Source organism: Mucilaginibacter aurantiaciroseus, from assembly GCF_024055595.1.
Taxonomy (GTDB): domain Bacteria; phylum Bacteroidota; class Bacteroidia; order Sphingobacteriales; family Sphingobacteriaceae; genus Mucilaginibacter; species Mucilaginibacter aurantiaciroseus.
In genome coordinates this window covers 475,139-495,909 of record NZ_JAMXOF010000002.1, presented here as the reverse complement: position 1 = coordinate 495,909, position 20,771 = coordinate 475,139, and the positions used below count along the sequence as shown (strand labels likewise).

At 43.3% G+C, this 20,771-nt stretch carries 16 protein-coding genes and 1 tRNA gene; 8 read left to right on the top strand and 9 right to left on the bottom strand.

What is annotated here, in order from left to right:
• Nucleotides 1-22: 22 nt before the first annotated feature.
• Nucleotides 23-967, bottom strand: a complete 945-nt coding sequence (locus NAF17_RS10370) for a ribose-phosphate pyrophosphokinase (protein ID WP_252757922.1) — start codon at nt 965-967, stop codon at nt 23-25.
• A 151-nt stretch (nt 968-1,118) separates the two neighbouring features.
• Nucleotides 1,119-1,189: transfer RNA gene (locus NAF17_RS10365), tRNA-Gln, on the bottom strand.
• Nucleotides 1,190-1,402: 213 nt separating this feature from the next.
• On the opposite strand from NAF17_RS10365, the gene NAF17_RS10360 reads away from it, so the two are divergent.
• A complete protein-coding gene (locus NAF17_RS10360; RefSeq protein ID WP_252757921.1) occupies nt 1,403-4,546 on the top strand; it encodes a glycosyltransferase family 117 protein in 3,144 nt (1,047 codons plus the stop codon).
• A gap of 229 nt (nt 4,547-4,775) precedes the next feature.
• Here the strand turns inward: NAF17_RS10360 and NAF17_RS10355 are convergent, their stop codons facing one another.
• The 4 genes from NAF17_RS10355 to NAF17_RS10340 form a co-directional block, all read right to left on the bottom strand.
• Nucleotides 4,776-5,732 (bottom strand): acetyl-CoA carboxylase carboxyltransferase subunit alpha, encoded by a 957-nt coding sequence (locus NAF17_RS10355; RefSeq protein ID WP_252757920.1) that lies wholly within the window; start codon nt 5,730-5,732, stop codon nt 4,776-4,778.
• A 57-nt stretch (nt 5,733-5,789) separates the two neighbouring features.
• Nucleotides 5,790-6,284: a hypothetical protein gene (locus tag NAF17_RS10350; RefSeq protein WP_252757919.1), complete on the bottom strand. Its 495-nt coding sequence runs from the start codon at nt 6,282-6,284 to the stop codon at nt 5,790-5,792.
• A 160-nt stretch (nt 6,285-6,444) separates the two neighbouring features.
• A complete protein-coding gene (locus tag NAF17_RS10345; RefSeq protein WP_252757918.1) occupies nt 6,445-8,196 on the bottom strand; it encodes a family 43 glycosylhydrolase in 1,752 nt (583 codons plus the stop codon).
• 374 nt (nt 8,197-8,570) lie between these two features.
• The gene (locus NAF17_RS10340) at nt 8,571-9,704 is read right to left on the bottom strand and encodes an alpha/beta hydrolase (RefSeq protein WP_252757917.1); all 1,134 of its coding nucleotides are present in this window, start codon (nt 9,702-9,704) and stop codon (nt 8,571-8,573) included.
• 275 nt (nt 9,705-9,979) lie between these two features.
• Here NAF17_RS10340 and NAF17_RS10335 point away from each other — a divergent pair, with 275 nt between their 5' ends.
• Complete coding sequence (locus tag NAF17_RS10335; protein WP_252757916.1) at nt 9,980-10,966, top strand: aldo/keto reductase; 987 nt, start codon at nt 9,980-9,982, stop codon at nt 10,964-10,966.
• Nucleotides 10,967-11,036: 70 nt separating this feature from the next.
• Nucleotides 11,037-11,489 carry a hypothetical protein gene (locus NAF17_RS10330; RefSeq protein WP_252757915.1) on the top strand — a complete coding sequence of 151 codons (453 nt, stop codon included), beginning with the start codon at nt 11,037-11,039 and terminating at the stop codon, nt 11,487-11,489.
• A 33-nt stretch (nt 11,490-11,522) separates the two neighbouring features.
• Here NAF17_RS10330 and NAF17_RS10325 read toward each other — a convergent pair whose 3' ends face one another.
• A complete protein-coding gene (locus NAF17_RS10325) occupies nt 11,523-13,952 on the bottom strand; it encodes an AsmA family protein (RefSeq protein ID WP_252757914.1) in 2,430 nt (809 codons plus the stop codon).
• A gap of 398 nt (nt 13,953-14,350) precedes the next feature.
• Between NAF17_RS10325 and NAF17_RS10320 the strand changes: the two genes are divergently transcribed.
• The 4 genes from NAF17_RS10320 to NAF17_RS10305 all read left to right on the top strand — a co-directional run bounded on the left by NAF17_RS10320 (nt 14,351) and on the right by NAF17_RS10305 (nt 18,088).
• Nucleotides 14,351-15,145 carry a HipA family kinase gene (locus NAF17_RS10320; RefSeq protein WP_252757913.1) on the top strand — a complete coding sequence of 265 codons (795 nt, stop codon included), beginning with the start codon at nt 14,351-14,353 and terminating at the stop codon, nt 15,143-15,145.
• Nucleotides 15,123-15,506, top strand: a complete 384-nt coding sequence (locus NAF17_RS10315) for a DUF3037 domain-containing protein (protein WP_252757912.1) — start codon at nt 15,123-15,125, stop codon at nt 15,504-15,506. Before NAF17_RS10320 ends, NAF17_RS10315 begins: the two co-directional genes overlap by 23 nt.
• Nucleotides 15,507-15,758: 252 nt before the next feature.
• The gene (locus NAF17_RS10310) at nt 15,759-16,601 is read left to right on the top strand and encodes a ThuA domain-containing protein (RefSeq protein ID WP_252757911.1); all 843 of its coding nucleotides are present in this window, start codon (nt 15,759-15,761) and stop codon (nt 16,599-16,601) included.
• 26 nt (nt 16,602-16,627) lie between these two features.
• Nucleotides 16,628-18,088, top strand: a complete 1,461-nt coding sequence (locus NAF17_RS10305) for a glycoside hydrolase family 30 protein (RefSeq protein WP_252757910.1) — start codon at nt 16,628-16,630, stop codon at nt 18,086-18,088.
• 39 nt (nt 18,089-18,127) lie between these two features.
• On the opposite strand, the gene NAF17_RS10300 is transcribed toward NAF17_RS10305, so the two are convergent.
• The gene (locus NAF17_RS10300; protein WP_252757909.1) at nt 18,128-18,352 is read right to left on the bottom strand and encodes a DUF4287 domain-containing protein; all 225 of its coding nucleotides are present in this window, start codon (nt 18,350-18,352) and stop codon (nt 18,128-18,130) included.
• Between the two features lie 194 nt (nt 18,353-18,546).
• Complete coding sequence (locus NAF17_RS10295; RefSeq protein ID WP_252757908.1) at nt 18,547-19,239, bottom strand: DUF4890 domain-containing protein; 693 nt, start codon at nt 19,237-19,239, stop codon at nt 18,547-18,549.
• 211 nt (nt 19,240-19,450) lie between these two features.
• Here NAF17_RS10295 and NAF17_RS18110 point away from each other — a divergent pair, with 211 nt between their 5' ends.
• Nucleotides 19,451-20,713, top strand: coding sequence for a PAS domain S-box protein (locus tag NAF17_RS18110; protein WP_370341002.1), 1,263 nt, complete (start codon nt 19,451-19,453; stop codon nt 20,711-20,713).
• The last annotated feature ends 58 nt before the right edge of the window (nt 20,714-20,771 follow it).

Sequence of the window (20,771 nt, the reverse complement as noted above, 5' to 3'; positions counted from 1 at the left end):
TACCAACATGGTATGGATATTTTTAGTCTACTTTAAAAAGCTGGCTTATTGAGCCATGCTCGTTTACATTGCTTATTGCTTTTGCAAACAAGTCGGCAGTTGTAAGTACCCTTATTTTAGGGCTGCTGTGCTTCAACGGTATGGTATCGGTCACTATCAATTCCGTTAATGCCGAGTTTTCGATAGTTTCGTAAGCCTTACCGGATAACACCGGGTGTGTACATACCGCGCGAACGCTGCGTGCACCACGCTCCATAATTAAGCCGGCTGCTTTTGCAAGCGTACCTGCCGTATCGCAAATGTCATCTATCAGTACAATGTCCTGATTGGTAACATCGCCAATAATGGTCATGCTTTCAATTTCATTTGCACGCTTGCGGCGTTTATCGCAAATAACAACTTCGGCATTAAAAAACTTTGCAAAGCTACGCGCCCTGTAAGAGCCGCCCATATCCGGCGATGCAATGGTTATATTACCTAAATTAAGGCTTTTTATATAAGGTACAAATATGATAGATGCATCTAAGTGATCTACCGGCACATCAAAAAACGCCTGGATTTGTGCAGCGTGCAGGTCCATCGTCATAATACGGTTGATACCTGCGGCTACTAATAAATTTGCCACCAGTTTTGAGCCTATGGCAACACGAGGCTTATCTTTCCTGTCCTGACGGGCCAAACCAAAGTAAGGTATAACTGCAATAATGTAGTGGGCAGATGCACGGCGTGCGGCATCAATCATCATTAGCAGTTCCATGAGGTTATCGGTAGGCTGATGTGTGCTTTGTATTAAAAACACATCACAACCACGAATACTTTCGTTAAAATGCGGTTGAAATTCGCCGTCGCTAAAACGCGACAAAACCACATCGCCAAGCGGTTGCCCGTATGATGTAGCAATGTGTTCTGACAGATCCTTAGAACCTGATCCTGCAAATAGCTTAACTGTATTAAACTGTAAAGGCATTTTCTTTTGGATTTACGATTTATGATCTCGGCTTTAACACCTCAACCAGCAGTCCCTAGTTCATCAACCCCGGTATAAAAAACAATCGGATTTCGATTTTTATCTTGGAAATAAATCCGAAATGAAAAATCCGAAATCCGAAATTTCAACGTTGCCCGACCAGGATTCGAACCTAGACAAACGGTACCAAAAACCGTTGTACTACCATTATACTATCAGGCAATCTCCTTTGGGTTGTATTCTACCTCGAAAAGGAATGCAAATATAGGATGATTTTTCAAAACTCAAAAGCAAAATTTAAAAAAGTATTTGAAATTGTTTTTACAGCCAAATCATCCGTTAAAAAGTGTTAAGGTTTACTTCTTTTAACCGAAACATCTTAATGTTTTTCTTATTTTCGGCTACTTAAACCTGATTTAGCTTGTAATAAACAGCATGAACTACAATAAGATCAACAATATTTTTGGCTGGGCTGCCGGCATTATTGCATCAATAACCTACATTTTAACGCTTGAACCCTCTACCAGCTTTTGGGATTGCGGCGAATTTATAGCTTGTATTTACCGCCTGCAGGTAGCCCACCAACCCGGTGCGCCCCTGTTTACCATGATAGGTAAAGTATTTTCGCTCCTATCTATGGGCAATAACATGAAGGTGGCCTACTTCACCAACATGGCATCGGCCCTGGCCAGTGGTGCAACTATCCTATTCTTATTTTGGACGATAACCGCATTGGCAAAAAAATTAGTTGTTAAAGTCGGCGAAGAGATCACCCAAACAAACATCATCCAAATTATTGGTGCAGGTTTGGTGGGGGCATTGGCTTATACCTGGTCTGATACCTTCTGGTTCTCGGCTGTGGAGAGCGAGGTTTACGCGCAGTCGTCGCTTTGTACCGCAATTGTTTTTTGGGCGATATTGAAATGGGAAAACCACGCCGATGAAAACCGTGCTGATAAATGGATTATTTTCATCGCCTATGTAATGGGCTTATCAATAGGCATTCACTTGCTAAACTTGCTGGTTATACCGGCAATTGCGTTGGTTATTTACTTTCGCAGGGCAAAAAACGTAACCGCTTCAGGCACTATCTGGTCGTTTGTTTTAGGTGTAATAACCGTTGCACTAATATTATGGGGCGTTATACAGTTTACCGTTAAAGGTGCGGCCTTCTCCGATTTACTATTTGTAAACACCTTAGGCATGGGCTTCGGCAGCGGTGCTATCGTGTTCTTTATATTAGTGATTGGCACTTTAGCATCAGGTATTTATTATACCATCAAACCTACCACTACTTATTTGGGAATAGCGGTATTTTGCTTTGTGGCATTGCTTACCATTAGCGCAGGCATTATAGGCTTTATAGGCGCAGCGGCTATTTTAGCATTGTTAGAATATGTTTTAAAAGTGCGCGAAAGGCGTGTTGCGCTTAACCGCGTACTGATATGTGCTGCTTTCATTTTGTTTGGTTACAGTTCATTTGTGATGATCGTGATCCGCGCTAAAGCGGGTACTAACCTTAATAACAGCGACCCGCAAGACCCATTTGCTGTAAACAGCTACTTAAACCGCGACCAATATGGCGATACGCCTTTATTATACGGCGAATACTTCGACTCGCAGGTTACCGACCAAACAGAGGGCGCTAAAATATACCGCCGCGGCGAAAAGGAATACGAAATTGCCGGTAAAAAACTAAGTACCATTTACGACAGAAACACCCTGTTCCCGCGTATGTTTAGTCAAAAACCCGGCCATGCCGAGTTTTACAAAACGTGGTCGCAATTAGGGCACGAGGAGCACCCTACCATGGCTACCATGGCTACCAATATCGGTTTCTTTACTAGCTGGCAGGTTACACAGATGTACACCCGCTATTTCCTTTGGAACTTTGTAGGTCGCGCTAACGAAATGGACGGGCAAACTGCCCAAGGTGCTGATGGCAGCTGGTTAAGCGGATTTGGTAATAAAGACCTCCCAAGCACGGTTACGCTAAGTAAATCATACAATAGGTTATATTTCTTGCCACTAATTATAGGTTTATTGGGGATGGTTTATCATTTCCAACGCAACCAGCGCGATGCGGGTGTGGTGGTGATACTTTTCTTCTTCACGGGCTTAGCCATTGTGCTTTACCTTAATCAGGACCCTCTACAGCCACGTGAGCGTGATTATGCGTATGCAGGTTCGTTCTATGCCTTTGCGATTTGGATTGGACTGGGCGTATTATTTATCGCTGATTTGCTGAGCAAAAAGATTAATCCTAAAACCAGCGCCCTAATTGCCACCGTATTATGTTTGCTTGCTGCACCAGCACTTATGGCTAACCAGGAATGGGATGACCATGACCGCTCTACCAAGCTTACCCCGCACGATATCGCTTACGATTATTTAAACTCGTGTGCGCCAAATGCTATCCTTTTCACATACGCCGATAACGATACTTACCCGCTTTGGTATATCCAGGAGGTTGAAAACGTTCGCCCGGATGTGCGTATTGTAAACTTAAGCTTACTGGGTACGGATTGGTATATCCGCCAGATGAAGGGCAAAATGAATAATTCGGCGCCACTGCCTATCAGCATGCCTAATGATAAGTTTAAAACAGGCATCCGCGATGTGATTTATTACAACGACGCTAAAATTGCAGGCAATGTAGAGTTGAAGGAAGTATTCGACTTTATAACATCAGACAGTAAAGACAATATGGTGCAGTACCAAAACGGCGAAAGCGCTAATTATCTGCCAAGCAAAAACTTTAAATTAACGGTTAATGCTGCTGATGTTGTTAAATACGGCACCGTACCTGCCGATAAAAAAGACCAAATAGTACCTGAAATGGACTGGACCTACCCGGGTAAATATGTAACTAAAGATAACCTGGCTATGATGGATATCCTGGCACATAACAACTGGAAACGCCCGGTTTACTTTGCATCAACCGTACCAAGCGATAATATGCTTGGGCTTGATAAATACCTGTATAGTGAAGGTTTAACCTACAGGTTGATGCCTTACAAGCCGGATACAACTGCTGCCGCGCAAGAAAATAGCAATACGTTGAAAATGTATGACAACATGATCAACAAGTATAAATACGGCAACTTTAAAAATGCCAGTTACTTGGATCATGAATCGTTAAACCTGTTTTACCCGCTAATAACCCGTTTGTATGCAACCCTTGCCGATAACCTTTTAAAAGAAGGCCACCAGGATTTGGCTAAAAACGCGTTGAAGAAATATGACGATGTAATGCCTGCTGTAATCATCTCATCTGAATTGGCAGTGCGTAAATATTACATGGCAGAAAGCCTGTTCCGTATGGGTGATGCTACTTTAGGCCTTAAGCTTACTAACCAAATTGATGCTTACATAGCAGACCAACTGAATTACAGCTATATCCTTTATCAAAAAAGTGATCGCAGCTTAAACACCCGCGATGTGCAGCTGTTCTTGTCGTTACTTAACGGCATGGTTAACCTAACCAAAACCTATAAACAGGATGCGCTAAGTGCTAAAATAAGCGCCCAGTTGAAAGACTTCGGCACCAAGTTTGGCGGTATGCAAACACAACAATAGAATTTAGATTTTTAGAAACAAGAAAAGCGGCGATGAGCCGCTTTTCTTGTTTAATACCCACTCGTCATATTGACTGGCAAGTGTTCACGTTCACTACGTGAACACCATGAACATTTCATAAAAACCTCATTATCAACAATAAAAGCTTTAACGTATTTCCATTTTCGATGAACACGGAACAAAAAAAGCGGCCATTAAGCCGCTTTTCATTTATCTACTACCTAAAAAATTAATCTTCTTCTACAACACCCATGTTGCAAAATTTGTTGATCCGTTCGGTAACTAATTCGTCAACGTTGCGTTCTGTTAGGTTTTTAAGGTCTTTGATCAGTTGTTTCTTTAGCGTTGCAGCCATAGCAATTGGATCCTGGTGCGCGCCGCCAAGTGGTTCTTTGATTACACCGTCTATCAACTTGTTCTTCAGCATCTCTGTCGAGGTCAGTTTCAGCATTTCGGCAGCGCGTTCTTTTTGCTCCCATGTTTTGAACAGGATGGTAGAACAATTTTCCGGAGAGATAACCGAATACCACGAGTTATCCAGCATCATCACTTTATCGCCAATACCTATACCCAATGCACCACCTGATGCACCTTCGCCAATTACCACGCAAATGATAGGCACCTTTAACACAGACATTTCCAGCAGGTTACGGGCAATAGCTTCGCCCTGCCCGCGCTCTTCAGCCTCAAGGCCGGGGAATGCTCCGGGGGTATCTATAAGGGTAACCACGGGCTTGCCAAACTTCTCGGCTATTTTCATCAGCCTTAAAGCTTTGCGGTAACCTTCGGGGTTGGCCATACCAAAATTACGGAACTGGCGCTCCTTGGTATTACGGCCTTTTTGGTGACCAATAAACATCACTGTTTGACCATTTAACGTCCCAAAACCGCCTATGATCGCTTTATCATCACCTACGGTACGGTCGCCATGCATCTCGATGAAATCATCGCACATCAGCTCAAGATATTGTAGGGTATAAGGGCGCTCGGGGTGGCGGGATATCTGTACTTTTTGCCAGCCGGTTAGGTTGGCATAAATCTCTTTCTTGGTGGCTTCCATCTTGGCTTCCAATTCTGCAACGGTGGCCGACATGTCGAGCTTGTTTTTTTCTTCAACCTGCTTAACCTTTTCTATCTGCCCCTGCAATTCTGCCAGTGGTTTTTCAAAATCAAATGTAATCTTCATACAATTTTATTGGCCGCTAAATTAAATAAATCCATCGGCATATTGTTTTAATTATGATTATTTCAATTTGTTAAGCTTTGCTATCTGCCCCGGCGACAGTAAATAATAGGTATTAAGCGCCGCGTTTAAAATAGCATTCCGCAACTCGCCCTGGTATAAACCATAGCGGTTAGTATAATAGATAAGGTCGCTTTCGTTGATCTTTTTAGCGCGGAACAAGGCATCCAGCTTGGTTTCGTTAGTTACAATAAAGTTGCCCATTTCTATTTTCTTACGCTTTAGCTCCGTGTTTATCTTAATTAAAGATGCAACCTGCGTTGGGCTTAGATCCATCTCCTTTTTAAATTTTAAAGCCTTTTCTGATGACGGATAATTGTTCTGGCTGGCCACCTTATCCATCTCGTAAAGGTCGTTCCCCTTTGTTAATGCGTTATATTGTATATCGCTCAAGGTCTTAACAGGCGATAGCTTGAGTGTGCTGTCCTGAGTTTGGGCTTTGGCCGACAGATTTAAAACAATTATAAAAGCAACGGCAGATAATAGTTTAAGCATACAGATCAGTTTGATATAAAGCGCAATTTTTAAGCCAATATTGCCAACACGTCATTGCGACCGTAGCGTGGTAATCTTCGATAGGCCTGTCACCGACTTTTTTATCTAAGATTGCCACGTCACTGTCGCTCCTCGCAATTGTAAGGGTTTCATTAATACATCACTCCACCCTCATCACCTTCGTCCTTTTACTTATCCCATTCTCGTTAAATGCCTCTATCTGGAAGTAATACGGCAGGCCTTTTTCCATGCCGTTAAAGTAGTACTCGTTTACGTTGTACACCATAATATTGTTGTACAGTTTATCCGGCTCGGTGCCCATGTAAATGGTATAGCCTACCGCGCCGTCGGTTTGGCGCCAGCGGAGCCAGGAATTGCGGCGTTCGGCATCGCCACGTAAAACAATCAGATTTTTAACCGTATCCGGCGCGGCACCAGCCCCTTTTCCAAATACCCTAAAGCCAGATAAAGCAAACTTACCTGTTGGCATATGCAGATTTGTGATCTTTAAATAACGGGCTTTAACCGCGGTTTTAAGCTCGATATAATCGTGGGGCACGTCAGTTTTGTTCCTGCTTTTATCTACCAGAGTTTTCCAGGTTTTTCCATCAGTTGATGAACTGATCACATACTGGTGATATACGCCCAATGATTTCCCCATAAAGGTGGCATCCTGGTCGGCATAGTTTAGCTGGATGGCTTTGATAGTACTTACATCGCCCAGGTCTGTTTTTAGCCATTCCCCTTTGTTTCCTGTTTTAGCGCTCCAGTAAGTTTTAATATCCTCATCAACCGCAAGGTTTGGTACGTAAGCCCCAAGCGTTGACGATACCCGCACGGGCTTATTATAGTTCAGCAGCATCCAGCCTGTAAAATTACTTTTTAGGTGATCTTCCTTACCTGCCGGTAAATAATGCGGGTAATCGCCATAAGCGGTGTTGGCATACAGCACGCCGTCCTTATCAAAACCGGCCGGCCAAAAGCCTATGCGGCGTTCAAAGTTGTTCTTCACATCTATCACCATAGTGCTAATGTGCCAGTAGTTACCAAACTTATCTGCCCAGGTTGCGCCATGCCCCGCTCCTTTTGCAAAGCCGCCCGGTTTATAACTGAACGGGTTATGCTTTTGATAAGTGAACGGACCAAGTGGTTTATCGCCAACGTAAACGCCGTCGCCATAGCCACGGCCTTCGGTACCCGGCGCGGCATATTGCAGGTAGTATTTGCCGTTGTGCTTATTCATCCAGCCGCCTTCCATAAACCCGGTCAGGAATACGTTATCGTTATTCTCGCCGAAACGCTCCCAACCATGCTCTTTCCAGTCCAGTTTTATCATTTCTTTTTTCGGGCCGATGGGTTCAAATGTTTTGCGGTCTATCTCCTGCCCGTACATAGGCAGGGTGTTGCTGCTGCCATGGTAGATGTAAACGCGGCCATCATCATCGGCAAACAATCCCGGGTCCCAGGCGCCTGCTTTAAAGTAATCTTTGGCAGCTTTCCAGGTATCGTGGGTTGGGTCGGTACTCATCCACAACGTAAAATCTTTATTATAAGTGGAGCCGATCACCAGCAGCGTATCGCCCAAAACCAATGTGCCGGGCGCGCAAAGCTCATCCCCTTTTACCTCGTTATAGGGCCTCACAAACTTGCGCGATACAAACTTCCAGTTCAGCATATCGCTGCTCCACCAGTAACCGAACTGATTGGTGCTAAACAGGTAATAATTGCCGTTAAATAACGTCATGGTTGGGTCGGCAGTGGCGCGGTGCTTACCCCAGGCAGCAAAATTCTCGAAGGGCGTGTAGCCATAATCTAAATTTAGCGGGTTACAATAAGTAAGGCGTTTGGTTTGTGCCGATGAATTTATAATGCAGGCAAATATCAGTGCTGTTAACAGGATGCGGAACTTCATAATTGGTAGCTTATTAGGTTAGCACATCAAATATCTGTTTTTATGATGATAAAAGAAGTGACATTATTTAGTCACCATGCTATTGCTTCGCCAGGCCATAACGCCGTTTCAAGCGTCCACGCCAGAAACTAATATCGGGGCAAGCGTTTACGCTTGCGATTATTAAAACATAAGCGTAGGCGCTTACATTATGAATGGTTCAAGCGTGAACGCTTGAACCGGCGGTATTAAAATTGTCATGGTGGGCCTGTGGAACCATTGGCAGGCTATCCCCCCGCGCGTTCTTCGACAAGCTCAGGATGATCCCTGTGCATTTAAAACAAAAAACGCCAGACAAGATGCCCGGCGTTCGTATTATAAGACCAGCCGGAACATTACATCCCGAAAGCTTTTTTAAGCTGATCAACAGCATACATTTCTGCCTCTTTAGCTTGTGGCACTACAGCACCCATTCCAAAAAACTCGTGGGTTACGCCATCCCAGTTTTTACTGTCGACAGTTACGCCGGCAGCTTTTAGTTTCTCAACCAAAGCCATGCCTTCGCTTTGCAACGGGTCTATCTCGTCGGTAATTACAGTAGTTGGCGGCAGGCCTTTAAGGTTTGCGGCAATTAGGTTGATGCGTGGGTCTTTACCCTCTGCCATATTGTTAAGGTAATTTTTCACAAACCACATCATCATTGGTTTATTCAATGGTTTCGCGGCAGCATTTTTTATGTATGATGCAGTAGTCATGTCAGCACCGGCAACAGGGTATACAGCAACAATGGCTGTAGGCACCATAATTTTGCTATCGCGGGCTTTAATGGCGGTATTGATAGCCAGGTTACCACCGGCACTTTCACCTACTACGGCTACCTTTTTAGCGTCGCCTTTCATACCTGCGGCGTTTGCTAAAACCCACTTGTAGGCTGCAAAAGCATCATTATGCGCGGTTGGGAATTTATACTCGGGTGCTAAACGGTAAGCTACAGATACTACAATAGCATCTGTTTTGTCGGCCAGTACATTGGCAGATGCACCGTAAACATCCAAATTGGCTATTACAAAACCGCCACCATGGTAATATACAATTACCGGGTATGATGCTTTGCCTGTTTTAGGCATATAAATACGTGCGTGGATGCTGCCACCTTCAACCGGGATGTCTTTACCCATGGTATCTACATTAAATACCGATTTTGGGATGTTGTTTTCTTTCATCAGGTCCATCACCGCGTCTGTTGGGGTGTGGTTCTTGCGGGCTTCAACAGCGGTTAATTCAGGGATGGGTTTATCGCCATAGCTTACCAGTTTTTCGATAACGGCCTGCATTTCGGGTTTAATATCCGGCGCCCAGGCAGGTGCCGCTCCTTTTGGTTTTAAGGCCATTGACTTAGCGGTATCGGCAGGTGCCGGGTTAGAATCTTTAGCGGTGCTATCCCCGGCGGCTTTTGACCCACTGCCGGTACACGCTGCGGCACCCATCATACAGAATAGCGCTACATAGGTAATTGATTTGATTTTCATTTTTGGTAGATGTTTATTGAAGTTAACATTCCATTAGTTACAACAATTGTGCTACAATTAGCCAATATTTACTTATTAGTTATAATAATAGCAATTGGTTGTAAGCATTTTAATTTTATAGAAACACTGGTTCGATGCCGATTTAGACCGATCTCATTCATGGCTTCTTTTTTGTACGCTACTGTCAGGATATTGAAATATTAACGGGGTCGACGATAAATCTGTTCCTTAAGAGCATTTTCCCTTACCTTCATATAACATTTATACCACATATTATGAAATACAGAACTTTAGGCAATACCGATGTACAGCTATCTGCCGTTGGCTTAGGCTGCATGGGCATGAGCCACGCCTACGGCGAACCTGATGACGCTGAATCTATTGCCACTTTAAACAAAGCCATTGAATTGGGCATTAACTTTTGGGACACTGCCGATGTTTACGGCAGCGGAAAAAACGAAAAACTGATCTCGCAGGTATTAAAACCTAACCGCGATAAGATCTTTATCGCTACAAAATTTGGTTTTACTGCTGATGGCACCGGGAAGCTTTCGGGCTTTGACGGTTCACCGGCCTATATTAAAAAAGCGGTTGAAGCAAGTTTACAACGCCTGCAGATCGACGTGATTGACCTGTATTACGCCCACCGTGTAGACCCCGATATCCCTATTGAAGAAACCGTTGGGGCAATGGCCGAGTTGGTGAAAGAAGGTAAAGTAAAATACCTTGGCCTATCAGAAGCATCTGCAAACAGCATCCGCCGGGCACATGCCGTACACCCTATCAGCGCCCTGCAAAGCGAGTATTCGTTATTAACCCGTGATGTAGAAGCAGAGATACTACCGGTGACTAAAGAACTGGGTATCTCGTTCATTCCGTTTAGTCCGCTTGCGCGTGGTTTAATGACTAACAAGCTCGACTTAACCGAACTGAAAGAAGGTGATTTCCGCAAAACGCTTCCCCGTTACCAGGAAGGCCATGCCGATAATAACAACCAACTTGCCGATGGTTTTGCAGCCATAGCGGGAGGCATTAATGCAACACCTGCACAGCTGGCCATTGCCTGGGTATTGAACCAGGGCGATAACATCATTCCTATCCCCGGCACCAAAAAACGCAAATATTTGCTGGAGAACGCAGGTAGTGTTGGCGTGGAATTAAGCGCTAATACTTTAAATGATATTGATGCCCTGCTAAAGAAATACCCAAACACGGGCGACCGCTATAACGCAGGAAACCTAAAATTTGTAGACAAGAATTGATAAACTGACATTATGCCGAAGATTAGCTAAATACCTATTTAGTATCTTCGGCCCTTTCAAACAATGCACTATGTACAAAAACTTAAGCCGGTTGGCGATGATTGCCATCATTTCATTAGCCTTCGCATCATGCGACACATCAGCCAAAAAAGACAAAACACCTATAACTGATACCATTGCCAAAGCACCGATTGCCCCTGCGGCCCCTACCGCTATTGATACGGGGAAATTAGTTGGTGCATGGCATGATGAAAGTATTAAAACAGAGAAAGGCGAAAGCATTGCTTACGAAGTAGTAAGCAACGGCCATAAAGTATATATACAGGCTATTACGTTTATAGGGAACGACCTGAAACTGAACGACACCCCGCCTATCACCGCTTCCGCATCCGAGATCAGGAAAGAAGGCGAAGGTTATGTAAGTGTAGAACGCCCAGACGAAAGCTATAAAGTTGACAAGAAAGGCAACCTGCTTTTATACGATAAAGGCATATTAGTTGCTACTTGTAAAAAAATCTTGTAATAATAAAGGCCCCGGTGATCGCGGCCTTTATTATTATTTATGATTTTTATTCCACCCTATCTTAATCTTACCGCCTTCTTCGTGCGCGCGGATGTGGAGTACAATTCCCTGGAAGCGCTTTTTGGCAAGTTCTTCCTTATCGGTTATGGTGCTGTCTTTGCCCGGGTTTCTCAGTGGCACATCCAGCGCAATGTCGGTGCCTTTACTTAATCCGTAAACGCCTTCCACATCAGCATTTAACACACTACTGCTTATTTGCAGCGGTTTTATGGTGATCATATTCCCTTTTACCAAAAAGTGACCATCCAATTTAGGGATACTGATGTTTTTAAGGTTACGGAATGGGAACGCGAATTTGCCTACACTTACAAGCGGTTTAAAGTCTATCAACGCGGCATTACGCAGGCTCAAGTCTAAATTACCGTTAATGGAATTTGGCACGAGGTTACCCGCATCGGTAATGCCCCCGGTAATACTGGTTTTGGCAGACAAAAAGCCTTTTAGGTTCGCGGCGGTAAAATCCTTTAACCCAAAGTTATTGAACGCGTCAAAAAACTCGCGCATGTTTACATTGCTTACCACTGTTTTTACGGCAAAGTTATTAAGCGATTTTCCCTGCATCATTTTACCGTTCATCTTTAAAAAACCACCGGCGTGTTTAACCCCAATATTTTGGATGATGACGCCGTTATCTGTAGTCAGCAAGTCGGCTGTAGCATCCGTAGCCAGGAATTTTTTGTAGTAAACCTTGGCAACCTTCATATGCATTTCTGCCTTGCCTTTTTCAAGCACGTTGCTCAGCTGGTCAACAATGTTACCACTGTTTGCCCTACTTTTAGTTGCGGGTGCCTGCGTACGCTGGGCTAAGAAGCCCAAAAATTCGCCAAGGTATAATTGCGGACTGCGGATCTGCCAGGTCAGCAGGATCTTCTCGGGCGAGTTATAGTACAGGTTCAGGAAGTTATTTACGCGCCCTTCCATCGTAACAATACTGCGGCCGCTTTGCAGGCGGATGTTATTTAGTATCAAATCATCCCCAACAAATTTGAGCGATATGGAAGAATTAGTCAGTTTAAGGTTACGCGGTATATAGTGGATATCCGTATTACGCAGCACTATCGCCCCTTTTATGATTGGCTTGTTTATTTTATAATTTACCACATCGGCTGTATAGTAAAGCTTCATATCCGCCTCGCCATTGGCAAATTTAGCCACGTTATCTTCTAACAGATAGTTCAGATCTGCCGCAGGGAAGTTTGACCGTAAGTTACCCGTGGCGATAGGTTTTATAAGATTGATGATGCTGCCCGTATCAATATTAAACGGCAAATGTTTGTAGGTACCCTTCATACCAATAAGTTTAATGGCCGAATTATCATCGCCATAACCTTTATCTTTTACATAGTTATTGGTAAAAATCCCGTTGAAGCTGCACTTATCCAGTTCGCCACCGGGTACGGTTATCTTACTATCCTTAACTTTAGCGGTAACATATAATTTAGGCCCGCCATCGCCGCCACTAAAACTGCCTGCAATGTTACAGGTAACATCCATAGGCTTACTGATATCGAAGCGGTTTAAAACCATGGTGATGTTGGGTGCAAGTAAACCAGATGCCCGTCGCCATAAGATCTGGTCGGCAACAATGTTGATGGCAAAGTTTGCAGATGGTTTATCTTTAGTAGCAAAAACAGCGTTTATTTTAAAAGGGGTTTCGCCAATATTAAGCGGTAGCACCAATACATTTACCTTTCCGCTCTTTTCGTTATAGCCTGCTGCAAAGTTGCCCTCCAGCTTTTGATTTTTAATAAAACTGCCTCGGCGGCTATCAAAAGCCATACTTTTTGCCAGCACATCCAGGTGGAAATCTGCACGCCAGCCGCTATCCGGGTATTGCATTTTGCCGCGCAGGTCATTCACCCCAAAATTAAAAAGCTTGTTGGCCTTGCGGTCGTCAACGGTAAACGTTACGTTATTTAGGGTAAACCTTTTTAACTGGGTAGACGAACTACTTTCCGACGGGTTATCCTTTACCTGTTTATGGTCTTTCTTGAAAACCGCAGTGTTGCTGTAGCCTGTGCTATCGGTAAATAAGTCGATAGCGGCGTTGCGGATATCGATATAGTTGATGTCAATTGTCCCCTTGAAAAGGGCCACTGTGTTGATAGATACATTAAAATCTTTGGCGTTAAGGAGTGTATGCTTGTGCCTGTTATACTGTTTATCGCGGATCACTACGTTCTGCAGTGTAAGTGATACCTCTGGGAAACCTTTGAAAAAATTTGGCTTTATATCGCCGATAACCAGTGTGCCGTCCACGCTTTTATCAAGTTGTTCGTTCACCATCTTAAGCACTTTGGCTTTATTGAAGGTTATGTATAAGGTAGCGCCAACCAGTATCAGCACTACCAGTAACACCAGGCCGGCAAATATTTTTAGAGAAAGCTTTAACCACTTAGGCATATCAACAGTTTTTTAGGTAAATAGTTAAATACATTATTTTGTTTTATTTGTGATAAATTGTTAATGGCAGATGATAATAAACCAGGACGGGGGCAATTAAAATAGCCGGCGAGCCTTGTAAGGTTTGGCAAACTGTTTAAGTAAAGCCTCATCAGCTTCCTTATCATCCATTCTTCTGGAGTTTAGAACAAGTAAAACCCAATAGGAAAAATAAATAGGCATAACATGAAACTTGTAAACCCGCCAATTATGCGACGTGCCCCAATCTTGGCAAAAATAAATGCGATAAAATATTCCCATGTGCAATAAGTGAGTTAAATTTAAAACAATAGTCTGTATTTCCAAAACGTGCCATTTATCAGCTACACGATAATTCCCTATATTAGCCCCATACAACCATGGCTAATACCGTACCCCAATTACGCACCGTTAACGTTACCCGCTATGTTACACCATTGCGAGAGGGAGGCTCGTTGCCGGCCATTGCCGAAGCTGACGATGGCTTCTTGTATGTCCTCAAATTTCGCGGTGCCGGGCAGGGGCCAAAAGCGCTTATTGCCGACCTTATCGGCGCCGAGATCGCCCGTAAACTGGGCTTTAAAGTACCCGAGCTGGTATTCGCCAACCTAGATGAAGCATTTGGCCGTACCGAACCTGACGAAGAAATCCAGGACCTGCTCAAATTTAGCGTAGGCCTTAACCTGGCATTGCATTACCTTTCGGGAAGTATCACTTTCGACCCTACCGTTACTTTTGTAACTACAGAAATGGCTTCAAAAATAGTTTGGATGGATGCCCTGCTGATGAATGTAGACCGCACCGCCCGTAACACCAATATGCTGATGTTTAACCGCGAACTTTGGCTGATAGACCATGGTGCGGCCCTGTATTTTCATCACAGTATGGAGAACTGGGAAGAGCAGGCCAAACGCCCGTTCATTCAAATTAAAGACCACGTATTACTGCGCAAAGCAAGCGAACTGAATGCTATTGACGAACAATTTAAAACATTATTGACGCCAGAATTTATACAATCTGTTGTTGACCTGATACCCGATGCCTGGCTTACCGACCGCTCTTTTGAAACCGAAGATGAGCAACGGCAGATCTACACCAAATTCCTGAACACCCGATTAGCTAACTCAAATATTTTTGTAACCGAAGCACAAAATGCAAGACAGACACTTATTTGAGTATGCCGTTATCCGCGTGGTGCCCAGGGTAGAACGCGAGGAGTTCCTAAACGTTGGGGTAATCCTGTTATGCAGCAAACAGAAATATCTGAAAATGATGTACCATCTAGACCGCAAACGCCTGCGAGCTTTCTCTTATGACCTGGATATTGAAGCACTGGAAGAAAACCTGCTATCGTTACAGCGCATTGCAGAGGGTGCTAAAAACTCCGGCCCAATTGGTGAACTGGATGCAGCGTCACGTTTCCGCTGGTTAACGGCTACCCGCAGTACGGTACTACAAACCTCCAAAGTACACCCCGGCTTTTGTTTAAATGGTGATGATTCGCTTACGCGATTATATGAACAATTGGTGAAGTAATTATTTTTAACCACAAAGAGCACTGAGATTTTTGAGGATTTGAACACAAAGCACACAAATATTAAATAGTCTAAAAATTCATTGGTATGGTCTAACAGGTCTCTGTGGCCTATGTTGTTTTCTGTTAGCGCCCTCTGTAGTTTATTAAGAAACCATTTACGCCGTCGTTTTACCAGCTTTAAATATAGGAGTATGTAAAATGTACACTATATATTTATAAATTAGCTGTTTATTAACCAGTATAACCACTTCATGAACCTATCTGTCAGGATAAAAACCTATGCGCTTTGCACGCTTTGCCTGTGTATATTAAACATCGCGCAGGCGCAAAAAAAGGCGGCATCGCTTAAGTTTAAAGTGATCGCTTTTTATACCGGCAAGGAAGACCAGGCGCATATCAGCTTTGTGCATGAAGCCAACAAGTGGTTCCCGGCTATGGCCAAAAAGTATAATTTCACCTACGACTCTACCAATAACTGGAAAAACCTGAACACTGCTTTCCTGGCAAAATACAAAGTGGTGATCTTTTTAGATACCCGCCCCGAGGATTCACTACAGCGCGTGGCCTTCGAAAAGTACATGAAAGGCGGCGGTGGTTGGATGGGTTTCCACTTTTCGGCATTCGCACTTAACCAATCGGCCGTGCCCCAAAACTGGGACTGGTACCATAATACTTTTTTAGGCTCGGGCGAATACGGCAGCAACACCTGGCGGCCAACATCGGCCATATTAAAGGTAGAAGGTAAAAACCATCCCGCTATGAAAGGCCTTGGCTCAACATTTAAAGCATCGCCAAACGAATGGTACCGCTGGCAGAATGATATTACCAAAAATCCCGACATTCAGATCTTAGCATCAATCGACCCGGTAAGCTTCCCGTTAGGAACAGGGCCAAAGCAAAGCGAGATTTGGCATAGTGGTTACTACCCCGTGGTTTGGGCCAACAAAAATTACAAAATGGTTTATTTTAACATAGGCCATAACGATATCGATTACGAGCATAAAACCAATAAAGACCTGTCGCGTACCTTTGGTAACCCGGCAGAGGATAAACTGATATTAAGTACCCTGCTTTGGCTGGGAAACACCAAATAAACCCATAACATTTAGCAGAACCCCAAATGAAGAAAGTATTTTTAATAGCCGGCCTTTTGTGCTTCACGGTAAGCGCATACAGCCAGGTAAAAACGGCAACAAAAGTGCCATATTCTACAACCAATAAAACGGTAAAAATGTACGTTACCGAAAAAGGCTCGACTAAAAGGCTTGCCCCGGCAGGCGAACTAAAGTTTGTAACCGAAGCACAGCCACCCGAAACAGAAACGCTGGTTTTTGTAGACCCGGAAAAGAAATTCCAAACTATGCTGGGGATTGGCGGTGCCTTAACAGATGCCGTTGCCGAAACATTTTATAAACTGCCTAAAGACAAACAGGCCGAGCTTTTAGAGGCTTACTACAGCAAAACAGAAGGCATTGGCTTCACCCTTGCCCGCACCAATATCCAAAGCTGCGATTTTAGCAGCGGCATCTACAGCTACGTAAGCAACAGCGATAAAAACCTGTCGACCTTTGACGTAAGCCACGATAAAAAATACCGCATCCCGTTCATTAAAGCAGCAACTGCTGCTGCAGGCGGCAAGCTAACCATGTTTGTATCGCCATGGAGCCCTCCTGCTTTTATGAAGGACAACAACGATGTATTACACGGCGGGAAACTGAAAGCCGAGTTTGCGCAGAGCTGGGCAAACTTTTACATCAAATTCATAAAAACGTACGAAAAACTGGGCATCCCTATCTGGGGCTTATCGGTTCAAAACGAGCCTATGGCAACCCAAACATGGGAATCTTGTAAGTACACTGCCGAAGAAGAGCGCGACTTTGTAAAAACCTATTTAGGCCCAACGCTTTGGAAACAAGGTTTAAAAGCTAAAAAACTGATTGTTTGGGACCATAACCGCGACTTACTTTACCAACGCGCAAGTACTATCCTGGAAGACCCTGCTGCTGCCAAATACGTTTGGGGCATTGGTTTCCATTGGTACGAAACCTGGACTGGTGCGGGCCAAAACTTTGAGAACACCCGTTTAACCCATGCCGCTTTCCCGGATAAGAACCTGATCTTCACCGAAGGTTGTATAGAAAAATTCGACTTTACCCGTTTGGATGACTGGAACTTGGGCGAGCGATACGGCCTATCTATGATCAACGATTTTAACGCCGGCACCGTAGGCTGGACCGACTGGAATATTCTGCTGGATGAGAAGGGTGGCCCTAACCATGTAGGTAATTTCTGCTTTGCACCCATACATGCCGATACACGCAGCGGGCAGTTGCTATACACCAACTCGTATTACTACATCGGCCATTTTTCTAAATACATACAGCCGGGTGCGAAACGTATTGCCGCTGCCGCAAGCCGCGACAAACTGTTAACCACAGCTTATCAAAATCCTAACGGATCAATAGCCGTAGTGGTAATGAACCGCACAGACGAGAAAATAGATTACAGCTTATGGATAAAAGGCAAAGCCGCCAAAACCACAAGCGAGCCACATTCAATAGCTACTTTGGTAGTTCAGTAATTATTAAAAAAGCCTTCCGTTATACGGAAGGCTTTTTGTTTATACGCTATCCTCGTTCTTGATGCCTTTTAGCAGGGCATAAATTGCCATGGCGTGGCCGTGGCCTAATTCAAAGTCGGCCTTAAGCCAGTTGGTGATCTCGGTTGCTTTTACAACCAGTTCGCCGCTTTTGGTAAACCCTTTTTCTTCGGCCATCGCCCTAAAATCTGCCGGGCCTTTGCCTGTTTTTTGTTTAATGGTAATTAAATACGCTTGGTATGACATATCGTTGTGTTTAATTGTTTAATAATTATACAACAAATTTACAGTAAAGGCATCCATCCCGTAAGGTGCATATACGACCATTTAAAGGTGATTAGCGACATTCATCCGCGTATTTTCAAAAACTAACACAATAAAAAAAGCGGGCGCCATTTGGACATCCCGCTTTATCACCACTCATCACTCACTCACAAAAATTATCCTGCAGTTGGGGTTTTAGCACCTCTCCTGTTTTTCATATTTTCTTTTAACTGGGTTTTAAACTCAGTATATTTTTTTAATTGATCGGCAGTAAACACTGCTTTCAATTCGCCGTCAGTTTGCATTAATATTACTTTACGGCTCTCGTGGTTTAACTTACGGCCGGTAGTGCTACCGTTAACTTTTAAGCTATCCATCTGCGTAGCACGTTTCAACAAAATGGTATTCACTTTAGTGTACTGGTCCTGGCTAAGCGTTAACTTTTGCTGAAGGATCTTTGACATACGCTGTGCTTTTTGCTCGGGCGCTACATTTTTGTGGCCGCCGCGTTTGCCGTGCATTTCACCTTTAAAGCTTGCTTTCAAAACAGCATATTTTGTTTGCTGGTCGGCAGTTAAAACCGTTTTTAAACTTGCATCCGTTTTAACCATAATTGCTTTACGACTTTCGTAGTTGGCTTTACGATCGGTGCCTTTGGCAGCTTTCAGGCTATCCATACTGGCAGCGCTTTTAGCAAAAATGGCATCCACTTTTTTTGATTGATCTGCCGACAGGGCCAATTTTTTAGTCAAAGCTTCAGTTCTGTGGTTGGCCTTCTGCTCCGGCGATTTCGCCACCTTTTGGGTTTGTGCCCGGGCAAATACTGCTGTACCGGCCAGGAATGTTATCATCAACAATATCTTTTTCATGTTTATTAATTTTTGTAGTATGACAGTGATTGTGGCCTCAGGGTTTAATTAAGGTGGTCGCCATATTGTCATCACAGTAACATTTTCTAAAATTGGCATTGGTCAAGTACAAACAGCACATTAACAATAAATTGGGGGTTTTAATTAGTTATTATAAAACATTATTTATTTATAAGACTTATATTGGCTAATGATTATTAAACCTTAAAATATGCCACCACCGCTTACAGGAATTTTGAAGGCTAATAAATTTATTTTCAGGGCTTTATTAAGGAATAAATTTTTCGCCAAGATAGATGAGAATAGCAACTGGCGCGAAAAGATCTTTAAAAAAATAATACTTTATGCTACCCCTTTAAGCCTTATTGCATTGGTACCAAGCCTTATTATTTTGTTAAATAATGGCTACCAATTTCTGTCCGCTTTTGACGTTTTTGTATTAATAAGTATTCCGCCGGTTGCCTTAAGCAATCATATTAAGCCAAGCTACCAAAAAACATATGTAGCTTTTATGCTTTATACGCTGGCTATAATTAAAACGGACCTGTTAGGCTCGTTTGCGATTGGTGCAATTTATTTATTGGCGTTAAGCGTTTTTATATCATTACTGTTTTCGCGAAAGGCAATCATAGGTTCAGTTATTATTAATTTTTTTATTTATATAAGTTTTGGTTTTGTAATTTACTTTAAGCTTTTTAACTCACGCCTAATTGGCAAATACACATTAGATTTTTGGATATTTCACACATCTAATTTCTTATTTTTAAACCTTGCTATAGTCGTTATTATTCGCCATATAATTATCAGGCTCGAAAAAACGATTTCGCAGCAAGTTAACTTGCGCACAACCCTTCAAAATGAGATACAAGAGAAAAATTTACTTAATAGCAAGCTCATTGAATCCGTAGGCCAGTATAAACGTTTATTTTTTGGCACCCTGTCACCTATGTGGATCTTCGATTTAAAGACACTTAAATTTATGCAAGTAAACGGGGCCGCTATCAGAAAATATGGATATACGCGTGCTGAATTTTGGGCTATGACCATCAAAGATATCAGACCAGCAGAAGATGTAGACGATTTACTGCAAACCCTTGAAAAGAACGGCACTAAGAATGGTTCGGCTGTATCAACTGTTAAGCATAAGTGTAAGAACGGCCGCATTATTTATGCGGAGGTTAGGTGTAGCAATATCATTTTCCAGGGTAAAATAGAACGGCTGGTGATATCCAGGGATATCACAGAGCAAATACAACATACCAAAGCTATTGAAAAACAAAATGAACAACTGCATGAAATAGCTTACCTTCAATCGCACGTTGTGAGAGCACCGTTAAGCCGCATTTTGGGATTGGTTAACTTGTTAAAAATTAGCGAGGATATAAAATCCGAGCATGAAATATTAGAATACCTGGACACATCCGCTAAAGAGTTGGATGAGGTAATCAGAACCATTATAAATAAAACAAAATAGGTTGATCCATCAAACAGTTAGCCTATCTCTCCTGCGCCCACATAGGCGTAAACCCGTT

What these genes read in the sequence shown, in the direction of transcription:
- NAF17_RS10370 (WP_252757922.1), bottom strand. Translation starts at nt 967, where the DNA reads ATGCCTTTACAGTTTAATACAGTTAAGCTATTTGCAGGATCAGGTTCT.
- NAF17_RS10360 (WP_252757921.1), top strand. Translation starts at nt 1,403, where the DNA reads ATGAACTACAATAAGATCAACAATATTTTTGGCTGGGCTGCCGGCATT.
- NAF17_RS10355 (WP_252757920.1), bottom strand. Translation starts at nt 5,732, where the DNA reads ATGAAGATTACATTTGATTTTGAAAAACCACTGGCAGAATTGCAGGGG.
- NAF17_RS10350 (WP_252757919.1), bottom strand. Translation starts at nt 6,284, where the DNA reads ATGCTTAAACTATTATCTGCCGTTGCTTTTATAATTGTTTTAAATCTG.
- NAF17_RS10345 (WP_252757918.1), bottom strand. Translation starts at nt 8,196, where the DNA reads ATGAAGTTCCGCATCCTGTTAACAGCACTGATATTTGCCTGCATTATA.
- NAF17_RS10340 (WP_252757917.1), bottom strand. Translation starts at nt 9,704, where the DNA reads ATGAAAATCAAATCAATTACCTATGTAGCGCTATTCTGTATGATGGGT.
- NAF17_RS10335 (WP_252757916.1), top strand. Translation starts at nt 9,980, where the DNA reads ATGAAATACAGAACTTTAGGCAATACCGATGTACAGCTATCTGCCGTT.
- NAF17_RS10330 (WP_252757915.1), top strand. Translation starts at nt 11,037, where the DNA reads ATGTACAAAAACTTAAGCCGGTTGGCGATGATTGCCATCATTTCATTA.
- NAF17_RS10325 (WP_252757914.1), bottom strand. Translation starts at nt 13,952, where the DNA reads ATGCCTAAGTGGTTAAAGCTTTCTCTAAAAATATTTGCCGGCCTGGTG.
- NAF17_RS10320 (WP_252757913.1), top strand. Translation starts at nt 14,351, where the DNA reads ATGGCTAATACCGTACCCCAATTACGCACCGTTAACGTTACCCGCTAT.
- NAF17_RS10315 (WP_252757912.1), top strand. Translation starts at nt 15,123, where the DNA reads ATGCAAGACAGACACTTATTTGAGTATGCCGTTATCCGCGTGGTGCCC.
- NAF17_RS10310 (WP_252757911.1), top strand. Translation starts at nt 15,759, where the DNA reads ATGAACCTATCTGTCAGGATAAAAACCTATGCGCTTTGCACGCTTTGC.
- NAF17_RS10305 (WP_252757910.1), top strand. Translation starts at nt 16,628, where the DNA reads ATGAAGAAAGTATTTTTAATAGCCGGCCTTTTGTGCTTCACGGTAAGC.
- NAF17_RS10300 (WP_252757909.1), bottom strand. Translation starts at nt 18,352, where the DNA reads ATGTCATACCAAGCGTATTTAATTACCATTAAACAAAAAACAGGCAAA.
- NAF17_RS10295 (WP_252757908.1), bottom strand. Translation starts at nt 19,239, where the DNA reads ATGAAAAAGATATTGTTGATGATAACATTCCTGGCCGGTACAGCAGTA.
- NAF17_RS18110 (WP_370341002.1), top strand. Translation starts at nt 19,451, where the DNA reads ATGCCACCACCGCTTACAGGAATTTTGAAGGCTAATAAATTTATTTTC.